Here is a 24,607-nt window from a genome sequence, read left to right as displayed (position 1 = left end):
TTATTTTTTTAATCGTGTTATTGTAGACATCAACTCAGAACGCTTGTAATAGCATTTATTCGCAAACTTATAAACGGTTACCCTCCCTTTATTCTGCCAATGCCATAAAGTCGATGCGTTTATTTGCAGTAGTTCTAAAACTTGCTCACGACTCATTAAGTCATCATTTGCAGTTTGAGTATAAAACTCTTTTTTGAAGTCTTCTAATTTGGTTTGGAAGACGTTTCCCATAAGTTCCGTCAATTGTTCGGTACTTAAATTCTGAAGTAAGATTGAATTTGTGTTCATTTTTACAATGTTTTTAAATTAATAACATCGCAAATATTGGAATGGGTTTGAACCCTAAAAGACTATGCATTGTACCTTTTTGGGTACGGTTTGTATCTTACTTTTTGTAAAGTTCTTTTGCTCTTGAATAAGCTTGTAATCTGTTTTTAGTTCTACTATGATTTGAAGTTTTTTGAATAATTAAACCGTTATAAGCTAAGGTAATCCATTTTAAAAAAGCAGTTTGATTTACTGTTTTATGAATTAAATCTTCTCCCTCTTTTCTCATTTCTTCAAACATAAATTTCACGTCTGTTCTACTACTCTCATTAACTCCAAACTCATCAAACATTGATTGCCAAACTTCAAACCCATTATTTTTGAAAATATAGCTATATCCTTCTTTTTTTAATTCATAAGTTTTACTATCCTCAATTTTTTGAGGTTGTTTATCAAGATTAAATAATTCTTTTAGTTCGATGCATTTATACCAAATCTTATCAGCTTTCCAGTTGTAAAAGTATTCAGAATTTTCACTTCTGTTTTTAAATCCATTTTCTATTAAATGAGATATTTTATTATCTGTATAATGAAAGTATTCTAGCTTTGCACTAACACATCCTGAATTCTTTCCCCCTTTTGAGTTTACATATTCATACTGATAAAAATTTAAGGGATTTGGTAGTAAGTTGTACTCATCAAATTTAATTTCAAAATTATCGATAATTACAATGAGCTTGTTAATCTCATTTTTTGCAAAATCATTAAGATGGTTGTCAATTAAATATTGTTTTAATTTTTGAATATCAAACAATGGCTCATCTGAAATCACCAAAAAATTTTGTCTTTCATTCAGTAAAACCGCAATAGACAACCTTTGATAAAAATACTCAAGTTGCATATTAAACTTCAAAAGAATATTAGTTATGTTTATTTTAACTTTATTCTTTGTCGAAAATTCATTTATGATTTTTAACTCATCAAATTTTATTGATTTTTCCAACGCTTTTTTAACACTTTTAAAGTTAACTTTTAAAGGACTTAAATAAACATTAATACTCAGAACATCTTTCAAATTATAAATACAATTTTTTAATAAACTTAAACAATACTCTTTCATATTGTTTGCTTTTTGGACTTCTGTTTTTCTTATGAATGTCTTAATAGTATCAGAATAATATTCAATTGATTCTAAGCCTTGTAAGACCTTATCTTTCGAAATCTGTATTGCGGTTATAAATGCGCTGTTGTTTGTCTTTTCAAATTCGCTCACAGCTTTATACAAATTAATTAAATCGTTTGACAAAAAGCATAATTTTTTATTGTAGGTACTTAATAAATTGTGTGTTTCAGCATCATAACTATTATTGGAATAAAGATTCTTGTTTATATTTTCCAACCATTCATTAAAATTATCGCCTAAATAAATATTATTTGGCGTTCCGTCTTCATTTCGTTTATTAATGACTTCATCAAAATGAGTTCGATTGTATGATTGTCTGTATTTGTCAATATTAGAGTTTTGTTGAAGTGCTTCAGTTTTAGCGTTTCCATGTTCACATTTATCAAAAGTTAAAAAAAGCTTAGGATATTTTTTTACCATTTCATCAACTTTGTCAACTATACCAGAATAAAAACCAAATTCTCTAATCGTTGTATGTGTTAATATCGTAGGAAATTGTTTTTTTACAAACTGCCAACCTTCATGCGCTCCTGTGTGGATTGTATGAAAATAATTAGCATGAATATCTTTCACATATTGTTCGGCATTTGCACCGTAAAGCGTATTTGGCAAAACTGCAAATTCATTCTCAAAGCTCTTTGCCCCTTCTTTGTAACCTTCAATGTATGTATTAAGATAATCAAAGTTATCTATTACGCATTTTTCTCTAGTGTCCATATTTTCAGCAATCAATTCTATTGACATAAAAATCAATGCTAATTCAGGGGTGTACGTTTTTACAGTATCATTTTTACTATTAATAACTAAGTAGCCATTATTCTCAATTTGCCATTTCACACTAATATATTCATCTATTTTTTTTATTTGCTCATCCCGAAAAGTAGTAAGCAAAAATCTTGTGTCTTTATTTATTTGTTGAGATTGAGGTTCTTTAATATCAGAGTTTTTGGTTTCTAAATAATTTATGATTGCTTTGTGACTTGATGCTCTTTTTTCATAATACGACATCATTTCTAAAAATTTTTCTTGTCCACAGTTTTTTTCTATAGGGTCAAAATGTTTTCTCCTATAGTCAAAATCTGAAATTCTTAAAATCCCACTTTTACAATTTTCTAAGTTAGCAGAATGATTCTCAATTTCTCTTTCAATAAAGTTTAATTCTTGAAAATCATCATATTGCTGTATAAAAAGCTCCATAAGTCTAGGATAGACATATTTATATTCTTCAAGTGTGCATCCGCTTGTTTCGGTCTTTCTATCTAAATAATGTTTATCCATTTACGCTTAACTTAGATTCGATTTTACAAATATCTATAGAGTTAACTTGACTTATAGGGTTATCTATCGTTTGACGACCTTGTTTTAACAAAGGAAAACGAAATCTATCTGTATAGGGCATTGGTTTTTTGGTTTTTAATTTCAAAAAGTTTTGGATTTTCAAGTGAGTCTGACCGACAACCTTATAAAGTATACAAATCAAGATATTCAAATGTAAGTAATTTACATAGATTAATAATAAACATCGAACCAAAAGGATTTACTATAAGTTAATCACCTAATACGACTAACTGTTTTTACTGCTATTCCTTTATGTTTTATGATTTTGTTCAAACTTGTAGTCTATACTTAATTATGCATTTGACTTCTCTTATTCTTAATCACTGATTGTAGTAAAGTATGTATTTGACTCATTGCCTATAACATTAATCATTTTTTTACCTGTGATTGTGCAATAAGTGTAAAGTATGCACCTGAAATAAAACATTTATTTTTTGTAGCCTAAAAATAGTTAGTTATTTCCATTGCTAAATCCTTATTACTTTTACCTAAATAATTTAAGAACATTGCCTCAGTACTATGCCCTGTAACATTGATTAAATAAGTAGTTGGAATAGTACCGTAAAAATTAGTTGCAAATGAACGTCTTCCAATATGTGAGGTTATTAATTCCCATTTAGGATATATCCCTGATTCTTTTCGGTATTGCTTAACGTCCTCTTTTTTATTTTTCTTTTCGTCTTCCTCTTTATTAAGGTCATTTAATTTACTGCCTTTTATCTTTTGAGTAATTTTGGCAATTCTGCAAACTTGCTTTATGTACAAATTATATTTCGGGTCTGAAATTGCCTTTGGGAAATTACCGCTTCTTTTATCCAGTATCTCAATAACTTTCGGATGTAAAGCAACGGTCATAATTTTATCAGTCTTAACTTGAGTAAATTCAATAAACGGCTTTAAAACTCCGTCTTTGTTTTTCTCATGTCGTATCATATCTTTTGTAAAGCGCATAAAATCGCTAATTCTTTGCCCTGTATAACAACTAATAATTAACCAGTCTTTAGCATTGTTATAATTATCATTTAACCGTCTTTTGTCAATTTTTTCAATCTTTAAAAGCTCCTCAAACGTTAAATATATTTTTTCTGTTTTGTATTGCGGGGTTTTGATTGTTTCTAATTGGTGGCTTGTTTTTATCCCGTTATGTTTGGCGTGGTTGCAAACGGTTTTTAAAGTCCTTAAATCTTTTGAAATTGTATTTGGTGCGTAATTCTGCTTTAAACAATATTTTTCAAAATCTAATTTGAATTTATCATTCACATCAATTATTTGAATTGCTGTCTTCTTCTCCAGTTCGTACCGTTGCAATAAGTGTTTAGAAACATTATACTTTTTTAACGTTCCGTTTGTAATTTCATTTTTTTTGCAATCAATAAAATAATCAAAGTATTTTAAAAGTCCTTTTGGTAATGGTTCGGCTTCCTGTGGTGGGTTGTAATAGTTATCAATTTGAGTTTGTAACCAATCTTTATTTACTTCATCAGGATTACCAGAATTGAAAGCATTTAAAACGTGGTTTTCAATTTTATTGAGTTCCGCATCAACATGGGTTTGTTTTGCCTTAATATCTTGAATTTTGTTTGATTCAATAACATCATTTGTCTTTTTAAACTTCCTTTGCTTGTGTTGTTCGCTCCAGTAGTTTTTTGTTGTTTCAAACTTTGTATTTGCTCCAAAGACAAAATCTTTATCATTGAATCGATAAAGCAATCTTACTTGCAAATTTGCTTTGTCTTTTATTGAACGGTATAAAAAATTAACTGTTGCCATACTATTGATATTTTGAACAATACAAAAATAATCAATTTGTACGATAACCGTACGATTAAATACAATTAGTTACATTTAAAAGCAATCTGTTTAATAAATCTATTTTTTGTAAATCTTTTGTAAGTATTGTGTTTATTGGTATATTTGCAATAATTAAAATGTAATTGATTTAAAATGATTGCAACAATTGTAGTTCAGTCAAGGTCACTACTCGGGACAAAAGAGAAATATCATCTTTTGTTCCGTTTTTTTTTGTCCGTAATCTATTGTTTACCAAATAGATACAGTTAATAATTTCGTTGAGTCGGGTGGTTTGGAATTGGTTTTCCCGAAAGGTGAAATTTTCGGGATAAATTAAACCAATTAGTTCTCTAGTATCAGCTAAACTACTGTTTTCACAGGCTTCTCCGAGCTTTAAAAGGTTTTCCAATCCTGTATTCATTAATTGCTCAATATTACCCTTATCATCATCTGCATTCCCAATCTGTTTTTCTAAATTACTTATGATGCCATTGTATTCTTTTTTCATAAGATTGTAATCTTCAACCTCGATTTTTTCAGTTACCAATAAGTTCCTTGCAACTGATAATTTCTTTTCATATTCCGAAATCTGTTCCAGCGACTTTCTCTTTTCATTAACTATAATCCCTGTATGCTCTCTATAAGCTTCAAGTAGCACAGCAGTATATAGTTTCTTAACTGGTTCTAAAGGTTTGAATTTATTTAACTGTTCAATAAATATCTTGTTTGCTATTTCGGAGTTGACTCTCCATTTACAGAGCTTATCACAATGATAGTAATAGTAATATTTGTTTCTCCCTTTGCATTTACTGCCTGTGAGCTTTCGTCCGCACTGTGGACACTGGAAAAAACCTCTTAGAGGAAAATTTTCTATTGTTCTGACCTTAGGCCTATACTTTCTAGATTTACCGTCAAGAACATCCTGCACTCGGTAAAATAGTCCTTCACTGATTATTGCTTCATGTTGTCCATCCACCCATCGGACCTCTTCATCTTTATATTTAGGAACTACGATTTTCCCACAATACAGCGGATTACGCAAAATAACCCACATGTTACTCTTAGCAATGCGCAACCCTTTTTCCTTTGCCATCTGGTAAATGGATTCAGTGCTGAAAGCATTTTTTGCAATCTGCTCAAATACCCATATAAGCTGAGTTGCTGCCTTCGGCTCAGGGGCTATATATTTTTTTCCGTCTTCAGTTGCTTTATTAACATAACCATAAGGAGCCATGCCCATATGCCTTCCTTCTTTCTTACCGCGTCTGAGCCCTTGAAATGTGTTGAGTGCCCTTCTGTCATTTTCTACTTCTGGTGCTGCCAGATAAAATGCAAGCATCATCTTATTTTCTGGGACACTTAAATCAAGAGGCTGCTCTATAGCCTGAGGTTCAACACCTAGTTTTCTTAACAGGTTTATCATTTGATAGGCATCCCCTGCATTACGACTGAACCTGTCCCATTTCATGAAAAGAATCAGGTCTACTTTATTTTTATGTTTTTTAAGATTAACCAAAAGTTTTTTCCACTGTGGCCTGTTAAAAGTCTTTGCAGAATGATCTTCATAGATTACGTTGCGTATTTCCATATGATTAATGCTACAATATTTTCGCAACATTTCTTCCTGATTACGTTGTGAAAAACCTTTCTCAGCCTGCTCGTCAGTGCTTACCCTTATATATAAATCTGCTATCTTACTCATCTTCTTTCGCTTAAATGTTTAGACACAGCGATATTAGCGATTTTCCTCAACAAATACAAAATTTCCTGTACCTGTTCGAAAGTTACATCTAATCCTTCTGATCTCAGCATATGTAAAGCCCTTTCAGGCGTCAGCTTTGAATTCCTATAGTCCATATCCTTCTCCATCCTCTTACTTTTTTAAATTCATATTCTTTTAAAAAGTAATTTAACCGTAAAACTGGCTCTAATAGTCATAATGGCAGTACTTGGCTCTGTCTGGAAATATATTTCCTATCTCTTAAAAATACTTCAACAAATTGCAAAAAAAATACCCATCATTTATAATTCTGGTTATTCACATGTCATCAATTATCCAATACAACTAAACAATTAAGATAAAGACTTCGATTAGTTTTTATAGCTATTTTTTTTTACCGTTTTATCTCATTTTACTTCCTTTCTTCCTATTTCATTTGGTGAGGAGCATCGATGCTTGGTTCTTTTTTTTCAGGAGCAAAGGTATTTTCGGGCTCTTAACGGATAACCAAGGCCAGGCCCTTTGAGGTTTTGAATAAAATCTCCACCCATGCGGGTTGTATTTTTCTCAAAAACCTTGGTTTTCCTGAACCCTACCTTTTTATGCTCATGAAACAAAACCAGCATACTCCGGCTCTTTACACGAATAAAAAAATGTCACATATGAAAAACAATGACTTAAATATTACAAATGAAACAAAACAGCGCCTCCTCTCATTGCCGAATAAATATTTTAAAAAAATAGGCAAACCTAATAAGGCTCACAGAGGAGAACAGATTGAAAGAAAATCAAGTGTAACAATAGTGAATAACAGTAAAAAAAGAAAATCATGAACATCATCGGAAGACTGACAAGGGATGCAGAAGTACGTAGAACGTCACAGGAAAAACAAGTAGTAAACTTTTCGGTAGCTACTAACGACAGCTACAGAAACAAGCAGGGCGAACGCATAGAGCAGACAACATACTTCGACTGTGCGTATTGGCTTAGTGCAAAAGTAGCGCAGATACTTACAAAAGGTACGGTGGTAGAACTGACAGGCAGAGTAAGTGCAAGGGCGTGGACAGGCAATGACGGACAACCACACGCAGGGCTGAACTTCAACACCTCGCAAATCAAACTGCATGGGGGTGGCAAAAAATCAGAAACGGTGCAGGCTCACGCAGGAAACAGCAACGATAAGGAAAAGGACGACCTCCCATTTTAATAACAAGTATCTAAACAATTTTCAAACTTTTAAAATCATTTTATCATGGCACATAATATCAATTTCAACAGCACAACAGGACGTTATTCATTCTTTAGCGTAAAAGAAAAAGCGTGGCACGGCTTAGGGCAAGTCGTAGAGCAATACCCAACAAGTGAAGAAGCCATAAAACAGGCAGGCTTAGACTATGAAGTCATCAAAACACCTTTATATACCAAAGGTTCGGGCATTATTGAAATGGCAAACGGTATTGAAATAGGCAGTAGCGAATTGGAAGTACCTTCCTATTATGCCAATATCCGTGCCGATAACAATGCCGTATTGGGCGTGGTTGGCAAAGACTATCACATCGTACAAAACCGTGAAGCATTCAATTTTTTTGATGCTATTGTAGGTGGTTCACAAGGAATATTGTACGAAACCGCAGGAGCATTGGGACAAGGGGAACGCATCTTTATCACTGCCAAACTACCCGACTATATCCGAGTAGGAAATGGCGATGATGTAACGGAAAAGTACATTTTCCTGACCACTTCACACGATGGCAGTGGAAGCATAACAGCAGCCTTCACCCCTATCCGTATTGTTTGCCAAAATACCCTTAACGCCTCGCTTCGTTCGATGAGCAACGTGGTACGCATCAAACATACTTCGGGAGCAAAACAGCATTTGGAAAATGCCCACAAGGTTATGGGATTAGCGGATACCTTAAGCAACCAGTTAGAAGGAATATTCAACCAATGGGCTAAAGTAAAGGTGACTGACCAAGAAGTAAAAAAACTAATCCAATTGGCTCTTTGCCCGAACAAGGAAACATTGGATTTGCTTAAAAAGGGTGCGGAAGATGAAGTTTCCACCGTGTTCAAAAATGTGGTGCAAGATGCCTTTGCATACGCTATGACAAGCGACACTCAACAAATGGATACCACCAAAGGCACATTGTTCGGGGCATACAATGCTGTGACAGGGTACTATCAGAATGTGCGCAATTACAAAGATGATGAAGCCAAGTTACAAAGTATTGTAATGGGTGGAACCGCTCAAATCAAATCACAGAAAGCATTTGAATTGTGTACTGCCTTTTCAATAGAAGGAGCGGAAATCTTAAATCTTAATTAATAATTACAGGCGACTGCCTTTAGAGGTGGTCGCCTTTTTAAAATTTACAATCATGACAAAGGAAAACAAGAAGAAAAATGAATTTGCAGATTACCTTTTCAACCAATTTGTAAAAGCAGAACGCAGGGACAAACAAGATTGGTCGCTGAATTATTGGAACGTTTTAACCCAATATGCAGAGATTGGGTTGTCTGACGAAGAACAGTCTGAAGAAAGATTATACGTATTTAAACTTGATATTACAATTAGGGAAGCTATGTCAGGCTGGAACACACACCTATTGATACTGCGTGGAAAAGAAGCCGAGCAGGATTACAGGGAAAGAATGAAAAAATATGAAGAACGCTTACGTGCCATTGGACATGACGAAGCAACAATTAAGCAAATGTTAGACTATAAAATCAAATTAAATTATGGAGCCGACTAATTTTTTCAATCAGATAGCGCAAATGGGCATTACAGGAGATTTACAACTCACTATATCAAAGGGTATAGAAAACACACTTATTGTTTCCATAATGCTTCAAAATGAGCAATGTGGTGATAATGCGAAACAAATGATACCACCGCTTAATCTGCGGGGAACGGCAGAAGAATTGGACGAGGGATTTTTTCAGCAGATAACAACGCCTTTGCAAACCGCTTCGGGTTTAATGGTAAATATGGAAGCCTTTATGAAGCAATTGGAAGTAGCCAAAAAGCAATCGGCAATGGAAAAGGAAAAATCCGAGATACAAAAGAAAGAACAGGAAAGCAAAGACAAAAAGTTTAAAGATGGTATGGCAAAGGCTGACGAATTGGAAAAAGAGGGCAAATTCCGTGAAGCATGGATGAAAGTACCCGAAATTGCCGACTACCCCGAAAAAGCGGACGAGATACGCAAACGTAAATCGGAACTATCAAACCAATTTTCTTCAACAGGTCTGTTTGCGACAGAACAACCTACCGTTTAACTCAAAATCCAACAGTTATGTTATTAGCAACACAGTTAGAACGAGTATTTATACTTAAAGATAAAGGACAGGACATCACACTGACCGACCCCGAACCACGCTGGAGTGTGGAAGCGGTATTGAATTTTTACGCCAATACGTATCCCATTCTAACCACCGCAAAAGTATCTGCCCCCATCATCCGTAATGATATGATAGAGTACAAATTAGAGAGCGTAATGGGAACAAAAGGTTAAACCAAAAATAAAAAACAATGAACTATGCAACGCAATATCCTAGCGGGAACTATCAGCGAACCCGAACAAAAAGTACAACGACAACTGCACCGACAATTAGGCGAGTTCTCACAATGGATGCAAAGAGCCAAAGACACAAACGAAGTACGGAAAGACAAACAGAAATCTGTACCCATAGCAATGTTACCAATGGTTTTCTAAAGTGTGGGTTTCTCCCTAAACTGAAAACAACACAATCCATACAGGATTGTAAGAAAACAGCAAAAACGCAAAGGGATTTTTACAAGTCCCTTTCCCAACTTGCAGAACATTATGGCATTGAACCATTACAAACAGAGAATTATGGCTATCCCTACAATATGGTTTTGGCTATGTGGGATGCTGAAAACAAGTTAAAACAAAATAATATCAATTGGGATAATTTACGTTTGGTACAGGATAGTAAGAAAACATTTTTCACGAGTGAGGAGCGATACAGCACAGGCACAACCCTGTACTATATTCCAGTTGTGCCACTCTTTCAAATGCTCCATGACCCAAAGCGTAAAAAAACAGCTCATTTGCTCGTTTCGGTTTGCAGTTATCTGTACCATATTGCCCATATACCGTATTACAGTCAGGAAAACAGCTATTTATATTGGATGTACGAAATGATGAATGATTGGGTGGAACAAGATGATTATACCGAAGAAACGGACAACTGTATTGCTGAGATTGTAAAAGCCAAATGGATAGGTGAACGCATAGAACAGAAGCTGTTCAACCGTATTAATTTACAGTTATTTGAACAGCGTTTAAATAACTTAAAAACCCGTGACACATTCGACTTGGAGTGCCAAAAAGTCGCTTGCGATGCCTTTGCCCTTTATTCACAATATCCATACGAGAGCATTTTCCGAAACGCACCAAGACCCGAAGAAGACCCCTATACTGATGAAAACGACTCCGAAACCGTTGGAATGGAAAAGTATATATCCTTTATAGCAGATACCACAGGTTGGTTGTATGAGAGCCTTGCGGATAGTATCAACAATGAGTTTAACGAGTATGGAGCAATGGAAGAACCAACAATTTGTAAATACTTTGACGGTAGCAACATAACACAAACCAACCTTGATTTTGAGAACCGCCTATTTTCCCTTTTGGACGAACTCTGCACACTACTGTATGATTATAAAACGACAAGAAAATGAACAATGTAAACGACATAACCGAAAATTTTGGAACGCTTTACCACCCAAAATCCGCATTGGTTTTTTACCAAACTAAAGGAACAAATACCGATATGTATGTGGAGCATTTTGATATGGACAAAAAAGGAAATCCTATCAATGCACATCCATTGAGCGTCAATGAAGCTAAAATATTAGCAAAGGCTTTACACACCGACAAAGAAAAGGACAAAGCCTTTCTAAAACCAAAAGGAATTTTGCCAACCAATATACTGCATATCAATCCGAGTGAAAAATGCACGGTGCTTTGGTACACCAAAGCACAGGAACAGCAATTGTATTTTGTCAACGGTTTGGAAATACCCAACGGCAAAGCGTATCTACCGCCAATGCTTTGGTATGCCAGTAAAAACAGCCTTGCGGTATTTGCTCTTGCAACCGACAGGAGACCAACAGAAAATACATTATTGTACTATGCTCCTTTCTTCAACATTTACGAAGATGGTAAAGTATGTATGGGAACTGTAAGCATAGATATTAAAAATTCCGCTTCTGTAGAGGAATTTACAACTGCTTGGGAAGACTACTTTTTTAACAGTTATTTCAGCCATTTATTAGGAAAACAAAATCCCATAAAAGGAAATTGTGTAAGCCTTTGGAAAAAACTGATTGAAACAAACGAAGCCTTTCCCAAAGATGTATTAAAAAAGAACAACAAAACCCTTAAAAATCTTTTGTGATGAATACCGAGAAACCAAAAGTACATTTTACCGATAATTATCTGATAAGCCCTACCAATTCCATTACAGTAAACCTAATCGGTGCAGGCGGTACAGGCTCAAAAGTTTTGACCGCTTTAATGGAAATGAACCACAGCTTAATTGAATTGGGACACGCAGGATTAAGTGTCCGCTTATGGGATGATGATACTGTGACCAATGCCAATTTAGGAAGACAGCGGTTTGCAGAAAGTGAAACAGGACTGTACAAGTCTGTTGCGCTCATCAACCGTGCAAACCGCTTTTCGGGTACAAATTGGAAAGCCAAAACCGCAAAGTTTGAAAAGGACAGTTTGGGCAGAATACCCGAAGAAGCACAGGCAACTATTTATATTACCTGCGTGGATAATGTACAAGCGAGGTTTGGCGTTGCCGAAATACTGAGAGAAATAGGCAACCGCAGACACCACAGGGACGAACCGAAATATTGGTTGGATTTTGGCAACAGCCAGCATACAGGGCAAGTGTTACTGTCTACCATAGGAAACATTCATCAACCCAATTCGGAGAAATATGAAACGGTGGCAAGCCTGCCAATGATTACGGAGGAATTTGGAGAATTATTGAAGCAGTCCGAACAAGAAGACGACACGGCAAGTTGCAGTTTAGCGGAAGCGTTGGAGAAACAGGATTTATTTATCAATTCCTCTTTAACCCAGATGGGCTGTTCGCTTTTATGGAACTTGTTTCGATATGGTATGACACCGTACAGGGGCTTTTTCCACAATCTGAAGGACTTTCGTACTCACCCCATAAAAGTAGCCTGAAAGTCAAAATCGGGCAGCAAAAAGACACTCCCTCCTATGGTCGGGATAGTCTTTTTGCGCCTAATCGGTGCAACCACTTTGCTAAAATATATGTCAATCCATAAATTTCTCTCTCATATTTTACCAAACAGGTTGCAATCTAATTTCTAAGGGATATTCATTATCCCTTTCGTTGTTTTATTGGACTTCTTTTCTTTCCACAGCAGCGGTCAAAGCAAAGAAGCAAAAGAAGACCGCAATATTAAAATTGGATTTTCTACCATTGCTAATTACTCTATTGGCTGTGTTTTCCAAACAGAAAAGCCTTCAAAAAGATGTTCAATGTTTTCAAATTCTATAAATGCAATTAGTTCTTTTTTGCACTGTCCTTTAAATCGCCTGAAACACCCAAAACTTTTCAGAGGTATTTCAGCTAATTGCCCTATGGTATCAATATCCAAAACCTCGAACATGCTGTACATTCTTTTACTGAAAGGGAAATGGCTTGCAATTAGTAACTTATGCTGGTCAATTTCAATTTCAGCTTTATTTTTCCTTTTTTTGATTTGCTGGGTCTCGCATTTAAAGTCGTATTTTAACTGTTGTAATTTTTGCTTATAGTCATCAATTTCAGCAAGTAACTCCGTTACGCTTTTTACTTTTTTATATGTTCTTTCGAAAATTTGGCGGACGTTCTCACCGGTGACCCCATAAATGGACGCCACTTCCTGTAGTGTCATTTTTTCTATTAGGAGCTTCTGCAATACATCATATTCCTTTTCAGAGAGTACTTTTCGGGACATTTCGATATAAAATCTATTGGTACGTGCTATTACATCTTTCATAGGAATGCAGTTAAATTACTTTATCACTGAAATAATATCCTCTTTAGTGAAGTCTTTTTTCTATATTTTATTTAAAGATAGCAAGGTTTATGGAGTTATCCAATGTTTGTATTATAGATCCGTCTGGAAAACATTAAATGAAACAACCCGAAGCTCAACTTCGGGTTGTGATTAAATGCAAATGTTTATAATGTATACGTAAAGGAATACCTGGCAGTTAATCGCTACTGTTAAACTCAAAGCTCAACTGCCTTTCGTTCCCGAAATTATCCGAAATCCATACATCAAAGGATTGGGAGACGGTGGAGCCCGAAGTATAGTACAACCGGAATTGCTTAGCCCGCAACGGATACAAATCGTTGGGCAGATACGGCGGTTCATCGTAATACTGCAAAGTTCCTTGTCCGTCAAATTGGAAGTAACGAATAAAGTATTGTGTGTTACTGTAATTGCCGGTTGGCTGTATCGTAAGCCTAATCTCAACGGAATTGCCATTAGCAATTTCTTTGGATACTGGCATCACCTTTACCTCAAAAGGGAAATCATCTTGTATTTCCAATTCGTCTTTGCCACAGGATGTAACAGAATTTATCAGGATTGCCAATAATAAATACATTGGCAGTAAGCCAATTTTGAATTTATTGAAAAATGCTATCATTGTTTTATATTTTAAAAGTTAAAAGTTAATCCTCAATCCCAGACCGGCTGAAGGTCGGAACTGTTCCAGATCCGTACCCCACAAAACTTTTGTGCGACCCTGAAGAATCAACACAAAACGGTCGGACAAGTATGTTTCAAAACACAGCCGTCCGCCTGCCCCGTAAATGAAATTGTCCTCAGTCAGTATTTTTGCCCCGTCATACAACAAAGCTTCGCCACGGTTAATGCTTTCATAACCCAGTACACCAGTTATTGCTGCATTCAGGGTAATGTTCTTACGGGTATCACCCAGCAGGAAGAAACTGTAACCGCTTTCGGCTGTATAGGTTTCGTTCGGTATACGGAGATCTTTGTATCCATAATATTGATGGGTATATTCCAAAGCCCAAAGCTTATAATTGCCGTTGTTACCGTTTACGGTCATACCGATATTAAAGTAGTAGTTCCTGCTAGGATCATTATTAGATATAGCTCCTGCGTTTACTTCCAATCCTTTCTGTTTAGGCAACATTCGTTGTGCCTGTGCGATAGTAATACCCATAAAGGCAAACATAATCGTATAAATATACTTTTTCATTTTTCTGTTATTACGTTTAATGGATTACTAAAATTTTAGATGCATATTGTTAATCAAGCGAGCCTTGATCAATTCTGAATTTTCTATCTGAAGTGTTTGATTTCTGCCCCCATTCTTCTCGAAAATCTCAATTAATAACACTTTGTCATCGGCAATGGTAAACTGATTCAACAGGAACACATTTTGTTCGGTCATTTTCCCACCAATCTCATCCAGCGGCTTGTAAGTGCGTAATGGCATCATTGCTCTTTCCTGCACCACGGTTCGCTTAGCAATCTTTTTATCCATCACTTTGAAATTTATAAAATCAATCTGAAAAGGAACATTGCTACGGTTTGCGAGTTCCGTATGGAAATAGTATTTACCATTATGGATGTAAATTCCTTTCAGGAGAAACTGTATGCCGAAACTTTTCGCCCCGATATGCTTTACAATTCGATTGTCGTTTTTGTAAATTGTTTCCAGTAACAAGCCCGCTAGAGATGGTGAGTTGTTACCCAACTCTTCAAAAAGCACATCACTTCCATTAGCCTTGTCCACAGTCTTTTGCATTGTTAGAAGGTCATAACTCAACACCTCCGGGAATGAGCTGTAATGCACATTGAAACTGTAAAAATGGCCGTCATTGGTAATTACCGAAAAATTGGTTTCCGGTTCAAATTCTTTTACCGATGCTTTTACACGTAGTACATTTTCGGCATCTTCTGCTTTTCCCGCAATCAAGTATTCACTGCCCAGATCCACGTAGCGGATAGCGGTCGGAAAAATCAGATGCGAAGTCTTGTCATAAGTAACTTCCATAATGTACGGTTCTATCTTACCCAAAGCAAGAGGAGTTATTGCGCTGTCCTGTGCAAAAGAGGATACGGCAAAGCCAATGATCATGGCAAATGCCCAAAAGGTTTTTAAGTAATTTTTCATTGTTTAATTCTATTTATGTTTAACATTATTTTTTGGAAACAAGGAACAGTTGATGCCCTGCCTTTAAGGTAACTTTCGGTGTCTTTACTTTTTTGGAGAAATAGCCCGAAATGCCCTGTACTACACCACGGCTCAAATCAGCGGCAACCTGCTGTCCTGCCGATTGGGTAAGCATCAGGCTCGTCCCGGATTGCTGGCTCATATTGCCAGCCATTTCAGTAAGGGCATTCATTTCTTGCGAATAGGGCACATACAAACCCTGCTGACCGTCAAGATCATAAATCGTAATATCAACGGGTATGATGTTTCCATCCAGTTCTATGGAAGTAACTTTGAGCTGTAAACGCCCTCCCTCAAGTTTGGCATTAGCCGTTAAAATTGTTCCTTTGGGAATGGTATGATTAGGCGTTTGGGCGGGTTCCAGTAACCGTAAGCGTACACCGCTTTCACCGATAATGGTCTGCGTTTCCTGTACACAAGCTTTGATACTGTTCTTAGGTTGTACCACTTGCTCTAAAATACTGGCAGTATAAAAACCACTGTTCTTGTTTTGGCTCCAATCAGCTAAAAAGACACTATCGGTAGGCACACGGTACAAGGCAGATACACTATTCTTTCTAGTAGAACTGAATGCCACAAACTGCTCTTTTTGTGTAGAGTTCGAAGACGTCGGAACACTACTATTGGCAAGTGCAGGTTCTCCCGTATTTGTGCCAGAAGGAAGATATTTTGCAGCCATCTGATAGGATTTCTCCATTAATGCCAATTGGTCATCTACCGTTACTTTGGCTGGAATGTCTTTCTCCGCCAGTTTTCCCTTTAATTCTTCCAATTGCTTGCGGAGTTCCTGTGTTTCAGAATTATCGTCCATATAGAAGGAACCTAATGTGCTTTGCACATTGCGGTAACTGTTCAAAGCGGGATTACTTTGTTTTCCAGATCCGTTGGCACTGCTGTAGCTTTCTTCCTCTTCAGGTAGCTCCTCTCCCACTTCTCCTTTTTCATCTGCATTCCAATAATCAGAAAGAGATGTGAGAGCGTTCCTTTTTTCCTCGTTCTTACGTTCCAGCATTTCCTCCTCGTATGCCTTACCCTTATCGGCAGGCATTCCTGCACCGGTAGCCTGAGGTACGACCTCGTTTAGTCCGATTTTCTCGATTTCTTTTTTCTCGGAAGACGGCTTAAAAATCAGATACATACAGCCGAGGAACACAACACCCATTAAACCGAAGATGAGCGGTTTTTTAAGCTTTTGGGCTTTGTTCTGTGTACTGTCTTGCAGTACATCAGCGGTTGCTGCTAGGTTACCTTCCGTTACCCGAACAACCGTTTTTTTGTTTTCATTTTCTTTCATAAACCTTATTTTTTAAAATTGTTGATAATGTGTCCTTTAAGAGTGTGGGACTTCCTTTCCTTTTAAGTATAGGATTTTCGATATGCTCGATGACCATATCGTTATTGGACTTGCCGGTATCATACCATACTTTGAAAATAACCCCTGCGCTAAGCAACAGATACCCCGCAAAAAAGTACAGCGTGTACTTTTGCTGTTTTCTTAAAGGCAGTGTTCGCCAACGTTCATCCAGTTTCTCAAACCACTTGTCCATATCAGTTTGTAATTTTTTCATATCCAGCGTTTTTAGCGTTCAATGACTTCGATGTCTTTGTTTTCCACAACAGCAAACTTTTCGATATTGAAACCCTGCGGGTTATTGTCCGAACGGACAGAGTTCACAAGAAAACAGGAAGTAACCAAATTACGTTTAGTAACATTACTGGAACGGATGATGAACTGTCTGGCATAGGTACGTACCGAATAGGGATAGGTGTCGAAATTGCAGACCACACTATCTACTTCGATACGTTGCTGTACGTTGCCCGATATTATACGGTTGTAATATCCCTTTTCCGAAAGGTCTTTGTAATAATCAAAAGCACTTTTATCGGCAAGGTTGAATGCCCGGCTCATATTGCTTTCGATAGCATTCTTATCGGGAGCCAGCGTAAAGAACAGTTCGTGAAAACGTCTTACGTGTTCCCTTGCTTCGACCGGCCGGTTGATGGACGCATCCTGTGCAAGTGCCAGCATCAGTGATTTGCCATTGTCCAGTACATAGATCTTCTGGCGTTGTTCTTCTGCAAAGCGGTAAGATTGCCATACTGCATATCCTGCAACACTGATGCAGAGAACGGCAAATACAAGAGCGTACAACCTGATTTGGCGAAAACTGTTTTCGATATTTCTTAGCGTTTTAAATTCCATTTTTTACTGATTAATCGTTCTACATTATTTAAGTAATTGCCCGCCGATATTTCCTGCTGCCGAGCCAGCTCCAGCTCCAGCAATATTTCCGGCTTTCATTGCGGTTTGATTTACATTACGAGTAAAATTCCCTGCCCCACCAGCCTGAATAATCCAGCCTGTCACGGTTGGGATAGTAAAATATCCCACAATGCCAATGATCATAAAAATCACATACACTGTATTTGACGTATCGGGAATGAAAGTCGGTTCAGCAAGCATTTCGATATCCCTTTCTATAATCAGGGATTGTATCTTAGCAAGCATGCAGCTGAACAGGTCCGCAACGGGTAGCCATAGATATACACTAACGTATCGGGTAAGCCATTGCGAAAGTGTGGATTGAAAACCATCCCAAACCGATATAGCAAAAGCTATCGGACCCAAAATGGACAACACAATCAAAAAGAAAGTACGTATGGTGTCAATTACCAGAGCAGCTGCCTGAAATAGAATTTCCAGCAATTCCCTGAACCAATTTTTTACGGACTGCTCAATGCTGTACATCCCTCTTTCCATATACATGCCCGACATCGTGACCAGATCGGATGGCGACCAACCCAGTTCTTCCAGTTTTTTATCAAACTCTTCGTTCGATGCCAGATACGCGGTTTCAGGGTTGCGTAGCATTGCCTCACGCTCTAGCAGGTCTTTTTTTGTCTGTAGGTCGTTCAGGTCAAGCACCTGATTTTCTAGAATGGCATGTGTCCCCTGTACCACCGGGCTTAACACAGCATTGATGGTTCCAAGTACCATGGTCGGGAAGAACATAATACAAAGACCCAATGCAAAAGGACGGAGCAAAGGATACATATCAATAGGCTCTGCCCGGCTTAGTGCCTGCCATACCTTAATAGCTACATAGAATAAGGCTCCCAGACCAGCCACTCCTTTAGCCACTGCCGCCATATCGGCGGAGAGTGGCATCATCTCATCGTACAAGGAGCGCAGAACCTCGTGAAGATTATTAAATTCCATAACTTACCGCGCCCTTCGGATTTTATAGTTTGCACCGTAAAACCAAGAGCTTCAAGTGAAATGTACTATACAAAGGCTTCAATAAAACGCACGGGGTTATCCAAAGCGATTTTATCTTCTAAACTGCTAATTTGTAATTGTTGACGCGATAATCCAGATATATGTTGCATATTTAAATGTACAATTTTTCTCTCTTATATCCAATATAAAATACTATATTTGATGCAAAAAAAAACGGAGGTTTTTTCACAGACTGACGTTGGCAGAAACCCTCGAGCTACACGAATTGCATAGAAACCTCCATAAAAAGATAACATTATCTAAAATAATGTAAAGATATTTCGCACTATTAAATACTTTTCAAATTTTGTATCTTGCGAACAGTAAATTTTAATGATGCTTAAAACAATTCAAATTATTGCATTACTTCAAGGACTTTTCGTCCTTTTTATTTTATATAACAATCGTAAGAGTTATAAGAACACAACTTTTTGGTTATTATTCGGCAGTCTATTTTCTATCGTTCTATATATTATTGGAGATGACAAGAATAATTTATTTGTTAATAACACCGATTGGTTTCTTTTCGATAACACACTTTTTATAACATTTTTATTTTTGTTTGTTAGGTATTTCAAAAGCAAAAAAGAAAAGTTCATAAAATCAGATTACTATTTTTTTATACCAAATATCATTTATCTAATTCTTGAAGTAATTGAAATAAAATTAATTCAAACTAATATAGTTATCGAAGTTTTAGAAGTATTTTGCGAATTAACTTTTATCATCTACTTATCACTAATTTTATTTTCCATAATTTCAAGTAAAAGAAAAAATTGGATTATATATTTCATTATTCCAATCATTATTTTGTTCGTTTTTTCACTCATTAATGATATTCTTAAAATCGTTGGATTATCAGAATTACCGTTTTTATCCGACCAAAACTTCAATTCATATCTTTTATTAGTTGTTGCGTTTTTATTCTATTTTATAGCTTTTAAGTTGTTTAATGGTAATAAAGAAATTTTACCTAAAGTAGAAATCGGTAAATACAAAAACTCAAATCTAAACGATGAAACAATTAATAAATATAAAACTGCTTTAATCAATGCAATGCAAATTGATAAAATATACCTTGATGGAAAATTATCCATACAAGATGTTTCAGATAAATTAAATATTCCGCGTCAATACATTTCTGAAGTTTTAAACGAACATATGAATAACAATTTTCAAGATTTCATAAATGAATATAGAGTGGAAGAATTTGTAAACCGCCTAAAAAACGACCAAAATAATAATCTTACACTTTTAGGAATCGCTACAGATGTAGGTTTTAATTCCAAATCTTCTTTTAATGCTACATTCAAGAAATTCAAAGGCTTAACACCAACACAATTCAAGAAAAATCTTTAGTAAAAAAAAATAATTGGTACAAATCAATCATCTTGCACTTATTTCATTTTTAGGAAAACACAATTACTTACGATATTTGCGAAATAATTAAAAGAACCCAAAATTATGTCGCAACTTAAATTAATTAAAAAGATTCTCTTTTGCATTGTTTTAACTATTTCAACGTACTCAATTAACGCACAAGTAAACGATACACTTTCATTTGTAAAATCAAAACGAATGTCAGATGATGACCTTGCAAAAAAACGAGAAGGAACTTTCATAACGGGTTTGCCTGACTTTTCATCAGATCCTGTAACAGGTTTTGGTTTTGGTCTTAGAAGTAATGTTTATTGGAACGGCGAACGAACAAATCCACTTTTCGCCTACACACCTTACTTGGCAAAACTAAAAGCTAATGCAGCATATTACACTTCAAACGCAAGAGAATTAATTCTATCGTTAGATGTGCCGTATTATAAAGGAACACGTTGGAGGTTTAAAATTGATTTTAAAGCACAACAAAATCCAGCAAATTTATATTTTGGCTCAACAGAATCAACGTTGGGCAATCTTCGATTGCCATCCAATGAAAACATTACTTTTTCAACATATGAAGCATTTGACAAAGCAAGAAAAACGCTAAGACCAGGTGGAATTGGAGAAGCAAGTTTTGTAACAGATGCCTTGTCAAACCGATTTAGAGAAACAGAATATATGCTTAATCTAAAAGGAGATTACGCAATAGGAAACGGAAAATGGCGAGTAATGGGCGGTTATGAAATTCAAAATTTAAGTTATAAAACTTTTGAAGGAGAATCAGCCGAGGCTATTAATCCAACAACTGGAGAAGAAACAACAGCGCCAAATGGACTATCACTTTTAAGAAGAGATTTTAATCAAGGCTTAATATCTGGCTTAAATGGTGGTTGGATTTCAATTTTACAAACCGCATTAATTTATGACACAAGAGATTTTGAACCCGACCCAACCAAAGGTTACTATTTTGAAATAGCAAACGAATATTCTAGCAAATATATTGGCTCACAATTTGACTTCAATAAACTTTTTATTCAAGCAAGAGGATATCAAAAGTTACCTTTTGGAAAAAGAACTGTTGTCGCTGGAAGATTTGGAGTTGGTAACATTTTTGGCTCGAATACCCCATTTTTTGAATTTCAAGACCAATGGAGTCCAGAAGGTAGCATCAATGCACTTGGTGGAAAGCAATCGTTGCGAGGTTATCGAGCAAATCGGTTTTTAGCACGTTCTATGTGGTTCACAAATATTGAATTAAGATATAGAATTGCAGAAACAAAATTAGGAAAACAAAGATTTGCTTTCGGTGTCGCACCATTTTTTGATGCAGGAACAGTAAGAGACGAATGGCAAAATCTAAACTTTAAAAACATTCGTTACTCGTATGGTTTAGGTGCAAGAATTGCTTGGAATCAGTCCACAATTTTATCATTTGATTACGGAATGTCAAAAGAAGATAAACTCTTCTACATCGGCATAGGTCAAGCTTTTTAACAAATTAGTTTGGTATTATTTGTAAAGATTTTGGAGATATAAAAACATTGTATGTTACAAACAGAAATATAAAACTACCTAGCCTGATTTATATTTATTGCTATCGCAATTATATATATCCGACTTACATTGATTGAAACCCGCAACCTAATTATATAAGGATTGCAAAACAGAACGGAAACAGAAAGAATAAAGGGCATCTGCCAACAGCCGTAGCTGTTGCGCAACCTCATTCAAAAACTAAACTTTCAAAATAAGTATAAAAAACAACCTCGTTTAAGCACATTTAAGCGAGGTTTGTTTTTGGTTTTAAGTTGTAGTTTTTAAAAAATAAGCCACTTAAAAACAAGTATTTCAAGTCATAAAAAGCTGTTTTTACAGAAGTGGGTGCTTTTGTTTGTATTTCATTTACAACTCCAGCTTTTGTTTTTGTTTTTTTGGTGATAAACTTCAAATATTTCTTCAAATTATAGGTTAATGCTGCCATCAAAACGTGTTTGTTAGCTTGCTTGATTCCTCTTGTATTTACTCGCTTCATATTGGTAAAATTGACCAATGTTCCAATTACAGGTTCTACTGTTTTACTTCTCACGCGTACCATTTTCTTGGCATAGTGTGGATTTTGGGTGAGTTTTAAGTGCATTCTGTCGTAGTGTTCTTTGTGGATGCTGTCGTCTATCTTTTTAAACTTGGTGCTTTTTCCGCAGCATTGTTCTCGTAGTGGACAGTTTTTGCAATCGCTCTCACTACTGCGATAGGTACGTTTGGTGTAGCCTTTGCTATCGATTTTTTCGCCTTTAAATACTAAATTAGCTTTGTTTCCTCCTGCTTTTATACATTCGTACTGATGCAATTCTTTGTTGAAAATAAATCCTGCTCTCTCAGGTTTGTATTGCCCAAAGTTTGGAATGTAGGCATTGATGTTTTTTTTGGTTCAAATACTTTAAAGCTTCTCCACTACTGTAACCTCCATCGGCTAAAAGTTCTTCTAATTCAATGCCGTTTTCTTGTAAATTTCCCTCTGTTAGTTCAACTTTTTTTTCTAAACATTGACTATCGCGTTTGTCTGCAAAATCAGAACAAGCTCCTGTTATTAAGTGATGAGCATCGTCAACAGCGATTTGTCCAAAATAGTTTAACTGTCTTGCCTTTCCTGGTTTTACACTTACCCTGGCATCAGAATCTGTGAGTGAATAATGGGTATGATTCGATACATATTTTGGACGTATTAAATTCCCGTATTCATCTACTCTATCGCCTTTTTGATTGGCATTAGGCATTCCTTTATAGGCTTCTTGTTTCCAAGCGTGGTGTTGTTCCACTAGTTTCTTTCTGGTGCTGGTTGTTTTGAACTCGCTATTCTCTTCCAATTCATTTACAAAAGCACTGGCATCTTCCAATACTTCTTTCTCAACTAAACTATCCATAGAAGCATTGGCTTTGATAAAAACGCTATCCACGGCTTGACGTTTGCCTCGAATCATCCCTTTGGAAACACATATCCTTAAAACGGCTTTGAATAAGGTTAAAAATACTTCTTCGCCATACAACTGACGGGTTCTACTAATTGTGCTGTGCCAAGGTAAGGCTTCATCAATGTCATACCGGATAAACAAACGAACATCTAAACAATTGGAGCAATATTCTATGAGTTTTCTATCCGAATTGATATTGTTTAAATAGCCTACCAAACAGATTTTGAAAAACACAACAGGATCAATACTTTCTTGTCCTTCCTCTCCATAATACTGGGCTGTGGCATAGTTAAAAATACTATTTTATTTATTTTTTCGCAAGTTTTTTTTGATATATTTGTTGTGGTGTGCAACAAGCACAGCCGTTTCTCGCAATTGCGAATTTTGTGGTACGTTCACGTTTAAGTTTCGTAAGAAATTTTATCTTTGAAAGAAAATAAGTAGTTCCGAAGCTCGCAACCTCGCCAAGCGCCGGAACGTCAGGCCATGAAAAAACTAAAAAGAACCTCTTGAGAATCCCATATTTGAGATTGTTCTTTGGTAGCCCTCCGAATACTCTCTAGATTTGAAGAGGTTTTTTCACAGCCTGACGTTAGGTGCAAGCGTAACCACACGAAAACTACAGCATCCCAACCAATAAAAGTTATCTTTGCAAGTGGACAAGCCGAACACCACATTAAGAAGTAGGCAAAAGAAAAATAAATAGAATGACAATGAACAAAAAAATGATTTACGGTTTAATCGTAATAGCTGGTTTAGCAACATCCTGCAACCAAGCAACAGACAAAGTAAAAGAAGAAGCAAACAAGGTAATTGCTCAGACAAACGAAAGCGTTCAGAAAACAATTAACGACTTAGGGTTGGTTTATGTTGAAGAAGGAGCACAAACGATTATTACTTACGAAGAAGTAAATGCTGCACAACAAGCCTGGTGCGATGCTTTGGTAAAAATTGGACAATTGAAAGAAGAGGGTGGAGATTACAAAGCCTTTGCAAATGAAGTACTGTCTTCAGCTTACAATTATGACAACGGTAAAGTATTTTTTAAACCAACATTAGCCTATGGCGACCAAACTTTTAGAAACGACAAAAAGGGTGCATTAGCCTATTTTATAGGTGGCGACCCTGACTATCCGAACGACAAAGGCTTTGCATTGACACCGTGGGTTAAAGCAAGATATGACAATGCTGGAGAGAAAAACGAAGGCATACAAATTTACGGTTCTGTAGCAATTACTATGGGTAATGTATGGGTAACAGGTAAAGACGGTAAAGAAGTAATGGTTGACAAAACTTGGGTTTTCAAAAAAGGCAAAGACGGAAAACTTAGAATTATTGTGCATAAATCAGCCCTTCCTTTTACTCCACAAACTAAATAATTAACTAAAAGGGCTGAGCTTAGCTCAA

At 36.0% G+C, this 24,607-nt stretch carries 26 protein-coding genes; 12 read left to right on the top strand and 14 right to left on the bottom strand.

Annotation, left to right across the window (positions count from 1 at the left end; translation table 11 throughout):
* From CLV00_RS11010 to CLV00_RS10995, 4 genes are all read right to left on the bottom strand, one after another.
* Entirely contained in the window at positions 1-288 is a 288-nt protein-coding gene (locus CLV00_RS11010; RefSeq protein ID WP_099715245.1) for a DNA-binding protein, read from the bottom strand.
* Between the two features lie 97 nt (positions 289-385).
* Entirely contained in the window at positions 386-2,728 is a 2,343-nt protein-coding gene (locus tag CLV00_RS11005; RefSeq protein ID WP_099715244.1) for a hypothetical protein, read from the bottom strand.
* Positions 2,729-3,229: 501 nt separating this feature from the next.
* Positions 3,230-4,558, bottom strand: a complete 1,329-nt coding sequence (locus tag CLV00_RS11000) for a phage integrase SAM-like domain-containing protein (protein ID WP_099715243.1) — start codon at positions 4,556-4,558, stop codon at positions 3,230-3,232.
* A 169-nt stretch (positions 4,559-4,727) separates the two neighbouring features.
* Positions 4,728-6,281: a recombinase family protein gene (locus CLV00_RS10995; protein WP_099715242.1), complete on the bottom strand. Its 1,554-nt coding sequence runs from the start codon at positions 6,279-6,281 to the stop codon at positions 4,728-4,730.
* Positions 6,282-6,961: 680 nt separating this feature from the next.
* On the opposite strand from CLV00_RS10995, the gene CLV00_RS16410 reads away from it, so the two are divergent.
* The 9 genes from CLV00_RS16410 to CLV00_RS10950 are packed head-to-tail and all read left to right on the top strand — an operon-like array spanning position 6,962 to position 12,532.
* Positions 6,962-7,132 carry a hypothetical protein gene (locus tag CLV00_RS16410; protein ID WP_158234600.1) on the top strand — a complete coding sequence of 57 codons (171 nt, stop codon included), beginning with the start codon at positions 6,962-6,964 and terminating at the stop codon, positions 7,130-7,132.
* Positions 7,129-7,506, top strand: coding sequence for a single-stranded DNA-binding protein (locus tag CLV00_RS10985; protein WP_099715240.1), 378 nt, complete (start codon positions 7,129-7,131; stop codon positions 7,504-7,506). Before CLV00_RS16410 ends, CLV00_RS10985 begins: the two co-directional genes overlap by 4 nt.
* A 45-nt stretch (positions 7,507-7,551) precedes the next feature.
* Positions 7,552-8,625, top strand: coding sequence for a DUF932 domain-containing protein (locus CLV00_RS10980; RefSeq protein WP_099715239.1), 1,074 nt, complete (start codon positions 7,552-7,554; stop codon positions 8,623-8,625).
* Between the two features lie 52 nt (positions 8,626-8,677).
* Positions 8,678-9,052, top strand: coding sequence for a hypothetical protein (locus CLV00_RS10975; protein WP_099715238.1), 375 nt, complete (start codon positions 8,678-8,680; stop codon positions 9,050-9,052).
* The gene (locus tag CLV00_RS10970) at positions 9,039-9,578 is read left to right on the top strand and encodes a PRTRC system protein E (RefSeq protein WP_099715237.1); all 540 of its coding nucleotides are present in this window, start codon (positions 9,039-9,041) and stop codon (positions 9,576-9,578) included. Before CLV00_RS10975 ends, CLV00_RS10970 begins: the two co-directional genes overlap by 14 nt.
* A gap of 17 nt (positions 9,579-9,595) precedes the next feature.
* Positions 9,596-9,814: a PRTRC system protein C gene (locus CLV00_RS10965; protein ID WP_072943973.1), complete on the top strand. Its 219-nt coding sequence runs from the start codon at positions 9,596-9,598 to the stop codon at positions 9,812-9,814.
* A 17-nt stretch (positions 9,815-9,831) separates the two neighbouring features.
* Entirely contained in the window at positions 9,832-11,007 is a 1,176-nt protein-coding gene (locus tag CLV00_RS10960) for a hypothetical protein (RefSeq protein WP_099715236.1), read from the top strand.
* Positions 11,004-11,726 (top strand): PRTRC system protein B, encoded by a 723-nt coding sequence (locus CLV00_RS10955; protein WP_099715235.1) that lies wholly within the window; start codon positions 11,004-11,006, stop codon positions 11,724-11,726. Before CLV00_RS10960 ends, CLV00_RS10955 begins: the two co-directional genes overlap by 4 nt.
* Entirely contained in the window at positions 11,726-12,532 is an 807-nt protein-coding gene (locus tag CLV00_RS10950; protein WP_099715234.1) for a PRTRC system ThiF family protein, read from the top strand. The genes CLV00_RS10955 and CLV00_RS10950 overlap by 1 nt, the downstream gene beginning before the upstream one ends.
* 269 nt (positions 12,533-12,801) lie before the next feature.
* Here the strand turns inward: CLV00_RS10950 and CLV00_RS10945 are convergent, their stop codons facing one another.
* From CLV00_RS10945 to traJ, 8 genes are all read right to left on the bottom strand, one after another.
* Positions 12,802-13,356, bottom strand: coding sequence for a sigma factor-like helix-turn-helix DNA-binding protein (locus tag CLV00_RS10945; RefSeq protein WP_099715233.1), 555 nt, complete (start codon positions 13,354-13,356; stop codon positions 12,802-12,804).
* A 217-nt stretch (positions 13,357-13,573) separates the two neighbouring features.
* Entirely contained in the window at positions 13,574-14,014 is a 441-nt protein-coding gene (locus CLV00_RS10940; protein WP_099715232.1) for a DUF3872 domain-containing protein, read from the bottom strand.
* 18 nt (positions 14,015-14,032) lie between these two features.
* Positions 14,033-14,593 (bottom strand): conjugal transfer protein TraO, encoded by a 561-nt coding sequence (locus CLV00_RS10935; protein ID WP_099715231.1) that lies wholly within the window; start codon positions 14,591-14,593, stop codon positions 14,033-14,035.
* 27 nt (positions 14,594-14,620) lie between these two features.
* Complete coding sequence (gene traN, locus CLV00_RS10930; protein ID WP_099715230.1) at positions 14,621-15,514, bottom strand: conjugative transposon protein TraN; 894 nt, start codon at positions 15,512-15,514, stop codon at positions 14,621-14,623.
* Positions 15,515-15,539: 25 nt separating this feature from the next.
* Positions 15,540-16,868 (bottom strand): conjugative transposon protein TraM, encoded by a 1,329-nt coding sequence (gene traM, locus CLV00_RS10925; RefSeq protein WP_099715229.1) that lies wholly within the window; start codon positions 16,866-16,868, stop codon positions 15,540-15,542.
* Complete coding sequence (locus tag CLV00_RS10920) at positions 16,855-17,142, bottom strand: nitrogen regulatory IIA protein (RefSeq protein WP_099715228.1); 288 nt, start codon at positions 17,140-17,142, stop codon at positions 16,855-16,857. The genes traM and CLV00_RS10920 overlap by 14 nt, the downstream gene beginning before the upstream one ends.
* Before the next feature lie 11 nt (positions 17,143-17,153).
* The gene (gene traK, locus CLV00_RS10915; RefSeq protein ID WP_099715227.1) at positions 17,154-17,777 is read right to left on the bottom strand and encodes a conjugative transposon protein TraK; all 624 of its coding nucleotides are present in this window, start codon (positions 17,775-17,777) and stop codon (positions 17,154-17,156) included.
* A gap of 24 nt (positions 17,778-17,801) precedes the next feature.
* Entirely contained in the window at positions 17,802-18,794 is a 993-nt protein-coding gene (traJ, locus tag CLV00_RS10910; RefSeq protein WP_099715226.1) for a conjugative transposon protein TraJ, read from the bottom strand.
* Between the two features lie 870 nt (positions 18,795-19,664).
* Between traJ and CLV00_RS16575 the strand changes: the two genes are divergently transcribed.
* Positions 19,665-20,213, top strand: coding sequence for an AraC family transcriptional regulator (locus CLV00_RS16575; RefSeq protein ID WP_233206892.1), 549 nt, complete (start codon positions 19,665-19,667; stop codon positions 20,211-20,213).
* Between the two features lie 105 nt (positions 20,214-20,318).
* Entirely contained in the window at positions 20,319-21,725 is a 1,407-nt protein-coding gene (locus CLV00_RS10900; RefSeq protein WP_099715225.1) for a DUF5982 domain-containing protein, read from the top strand.
* Between the two features lie 286 nt (positions 21,726-22,011).
* Here the strand turns inward: CLV00_RS10900 and CLV00_RS16330 are convergent, their stop codons facing one another.
* Both CLV00_RS16330 and CLV00_RS10895 read right to left on the bottom strand, forming a co-directional pair.
* A complete protein-coding gene (locus CLV00_RS16330; RefSeq protein WP_233206891.1) occupies positions 22,012-22,578 on the bottom strand; it encodes a transposase in 567 nt (188 codons plus the stop codon).
* A gap of 28 nt (positions 22,579-22,606) precedes the next feature.
* Positions 22,607-23,434, bottom strand: coding sequence for a transposase (locus tag CLV00_RS10895; RefSeq protein WP_158234599.1), 828 nt, complete (start codon positions 23,432-23,434; stop codon positions 22,607-22,609).
* Between the two features lie 479 nt (positions 23,435-23,913).
* Here CLV00_RS10895 and CLV00_RS10885 point away from each other — a divergent pair, with 479 nt between their 5' ends.
* Entirely contained in the window at positions 23,914-24,579 is a 666-nt protein-coding gene (locus tag CLV00_RS10885) for a hypothetical protein (RefSeq protein ID WP_199074796.1), read from the top strand.
* The last annotated feature ends 28 nt before the right edge of the window (positions 24,580-24,607 follow it).

Origin of the sequence: Flavobacterium sp. 11, from assembly GCF_002754315.1 — a bacterium.
In the GTDB taxonomy this organism is placed as follows: Bacteria; Bacteroidota; Bacteroidia; order Flavobacteriales; family Flavobacteriaceae; genus Flavobacterium; species Flavobacterium algoritolerans.
Note: the sequence above shows the minus strand (reverse complement) of the source record. Positions and strands in the feature narration are given on the sequence as shown.

What these genes read in the sequence shown, in the direction of transcription:
- CLV00_RS10920 (WP_099715228.1), bottom strand. Translation starts at nt 17,142, where the DNA reads ATGAAAAAATTACAAACTGATATGGACAAGTGGTTTGAGAAACTGGAT.
- CLV00_RS10995 (WP_099715242.1), bottom strand. Translation starts at nt 6,281, where the DNA reads ATGAGTAAGATAGCAGATTTATATATAAGGGTAAGCACTGACGAGCAG.
- CLV00_RS16410 (WP_158234600.1), top strand. Translation starts at nt 6,962, where the DNA reads ATGAAAAACAATGACTTAAATATTACAAATGAAACAAAACAGCGCCTC.
- traK (WP_099715227.1), bottom strand. Translation starts at nt 17,777, where the DNA reads ATGGAATTTAAAACGCTAAGAAATATCGAAAACAGTTTTCGCCAAATC.
- CLV00_RS10940 (WP_099715232.1), bottom strand. Translation starts at nt 14,014, where the DNA reads ATGATAGCATTTTTCAATAAATTCAAAATTGGCTTACTGCCAATGTAT.
- CLV00_RS11005 (WP_099715244.1), bottom strand. Translation starts at nt 2,728, where the DNA reads ATGGATAAACATTATTTAGATAGAAAGACCGAAACAAGCGGATGCACA.
- CLV00_RS10960 (WP_099715236.1), top strand. Translation starts at nt 9,832, where the DNA reads ATGAACTATGCAACGCAATATCCTAGCGGGAACTATCAGCGAACCCGA.
- CLV00_RS11000 (WP_099715243.1), bottom strand. Translation starts at nt 4,558, where the DNA reads ATGGCAACAGTTAATTTTTTATACCGTTCAATAAAAGACAAAGCAAAT.
- CLV00_RS10980 (WP_099715239.1), top strand. Translation starts at nt 7,552, where the DNA reads ATGGCACATAATATCAATTTCAACAGCACAACAGGACGTTATTCATTC.
- CLV00_RS10985 (WP_099715240.1), top strand. Translation starts at nt 7,129, where the DNA reads ATGAACATCATCGGAAGACTGACAAGGGATGCAGAAGTACGTAGAACG.
- CLV00_RS10955 (WP_099715235.1), top strand. Translation starts at nt 11,004, where the DNA reads ATGAACAATGTAAACGACATAACCGAAAATTTTGGAACGCTTTACCAC.
- CLV00_RS10950 (WP_099715234.1), top strand. Translation starts at nt 11,726, where the DNA reads ATGAATACCGAGAAACCAAAAGTACATTTTACCGATAATTATCTGATA.
- CLV00_RS10965 (WP_072943973.1), top strand. Translation starts at nt 9,596, where the DNA reads ATGTTATTAGCAACACAGTTAGAACGAGTATTTATACTTAAAGATAAA.
- CLV00_RS10900 (WP_099715225.1), top strand. Translation starts at nt 20,319, where the DNA reads ATGTCGCAACTTAAATTAATTAAAAAGATTCTCTTTTGCATTGTTTTA.
- CLV00_RS10970 (WP_099715237.1), top strand. Translation starts at nt 9,039, where the DNA reads ATGGAGCCGACTAATTTTTTCAATCAGATAGCGCAAATGGGCATTACA.
- traJ (WP_099715226.1), bottom strand. Translation starts at nt 18,794, where the DNA reads ATGGAATTTAATAATCTTCACGAGGTTCTGCGCTCCTTGTACGATGAG.
- CLV00_RS11010 (WP_099715245.1), bottom strand. Translation starts at nt 288, where the DNA reads ATGAACACAAATTCAATCTTACTTCAGAATTTAAGTACCGAACAATTG.
- CLV00_RS10975 (WP_099715238.1), top strand. Translation starts at nt 8,678, where the DNA reads ATGACAAAGGAAAACAAGAAGAAAAATGAATTTGCAGATTACCTTTTC.
- CLV00_RS10885 (WP_199074796.1), top strand. Translation starts at nt 23,914, where the DNA reads ATGAACAAAAAAATGATTTACGGTTTAATCGTAATAGCTGGTTTAGCA.
- traN (WP_099715230.1), bottom strand. Translation starts at nt 15,514, where the DNA reads ATGAAAAATTACTTAAAAACCTTTTGGGCATTTGCCATGATCATTGGC.
- traM (WP_099715229.1), bottom strand. Translation starts at nt 16,868, where the DNA reads ATGAAAGAAAATGAAAACAAAAAAACGGTTGTTCGGGTAACGGAAGGT.
- CLV00_RS10935 (WP_099715231.1), bottom strand. Translation starts at nt 14,593, where the DNA reads ATGAAAAAGTATATTTATACGATTATGTTTGCCTTTATGGGTATTACT.
- CLV00_RS10945 (WP_099715233.1), bottom strand. Translation starts at nt 13,356, where the DNA reads ATGAAAGATGTAATAGCACGTACCAATAGATTTTATATCGAAATGTCC.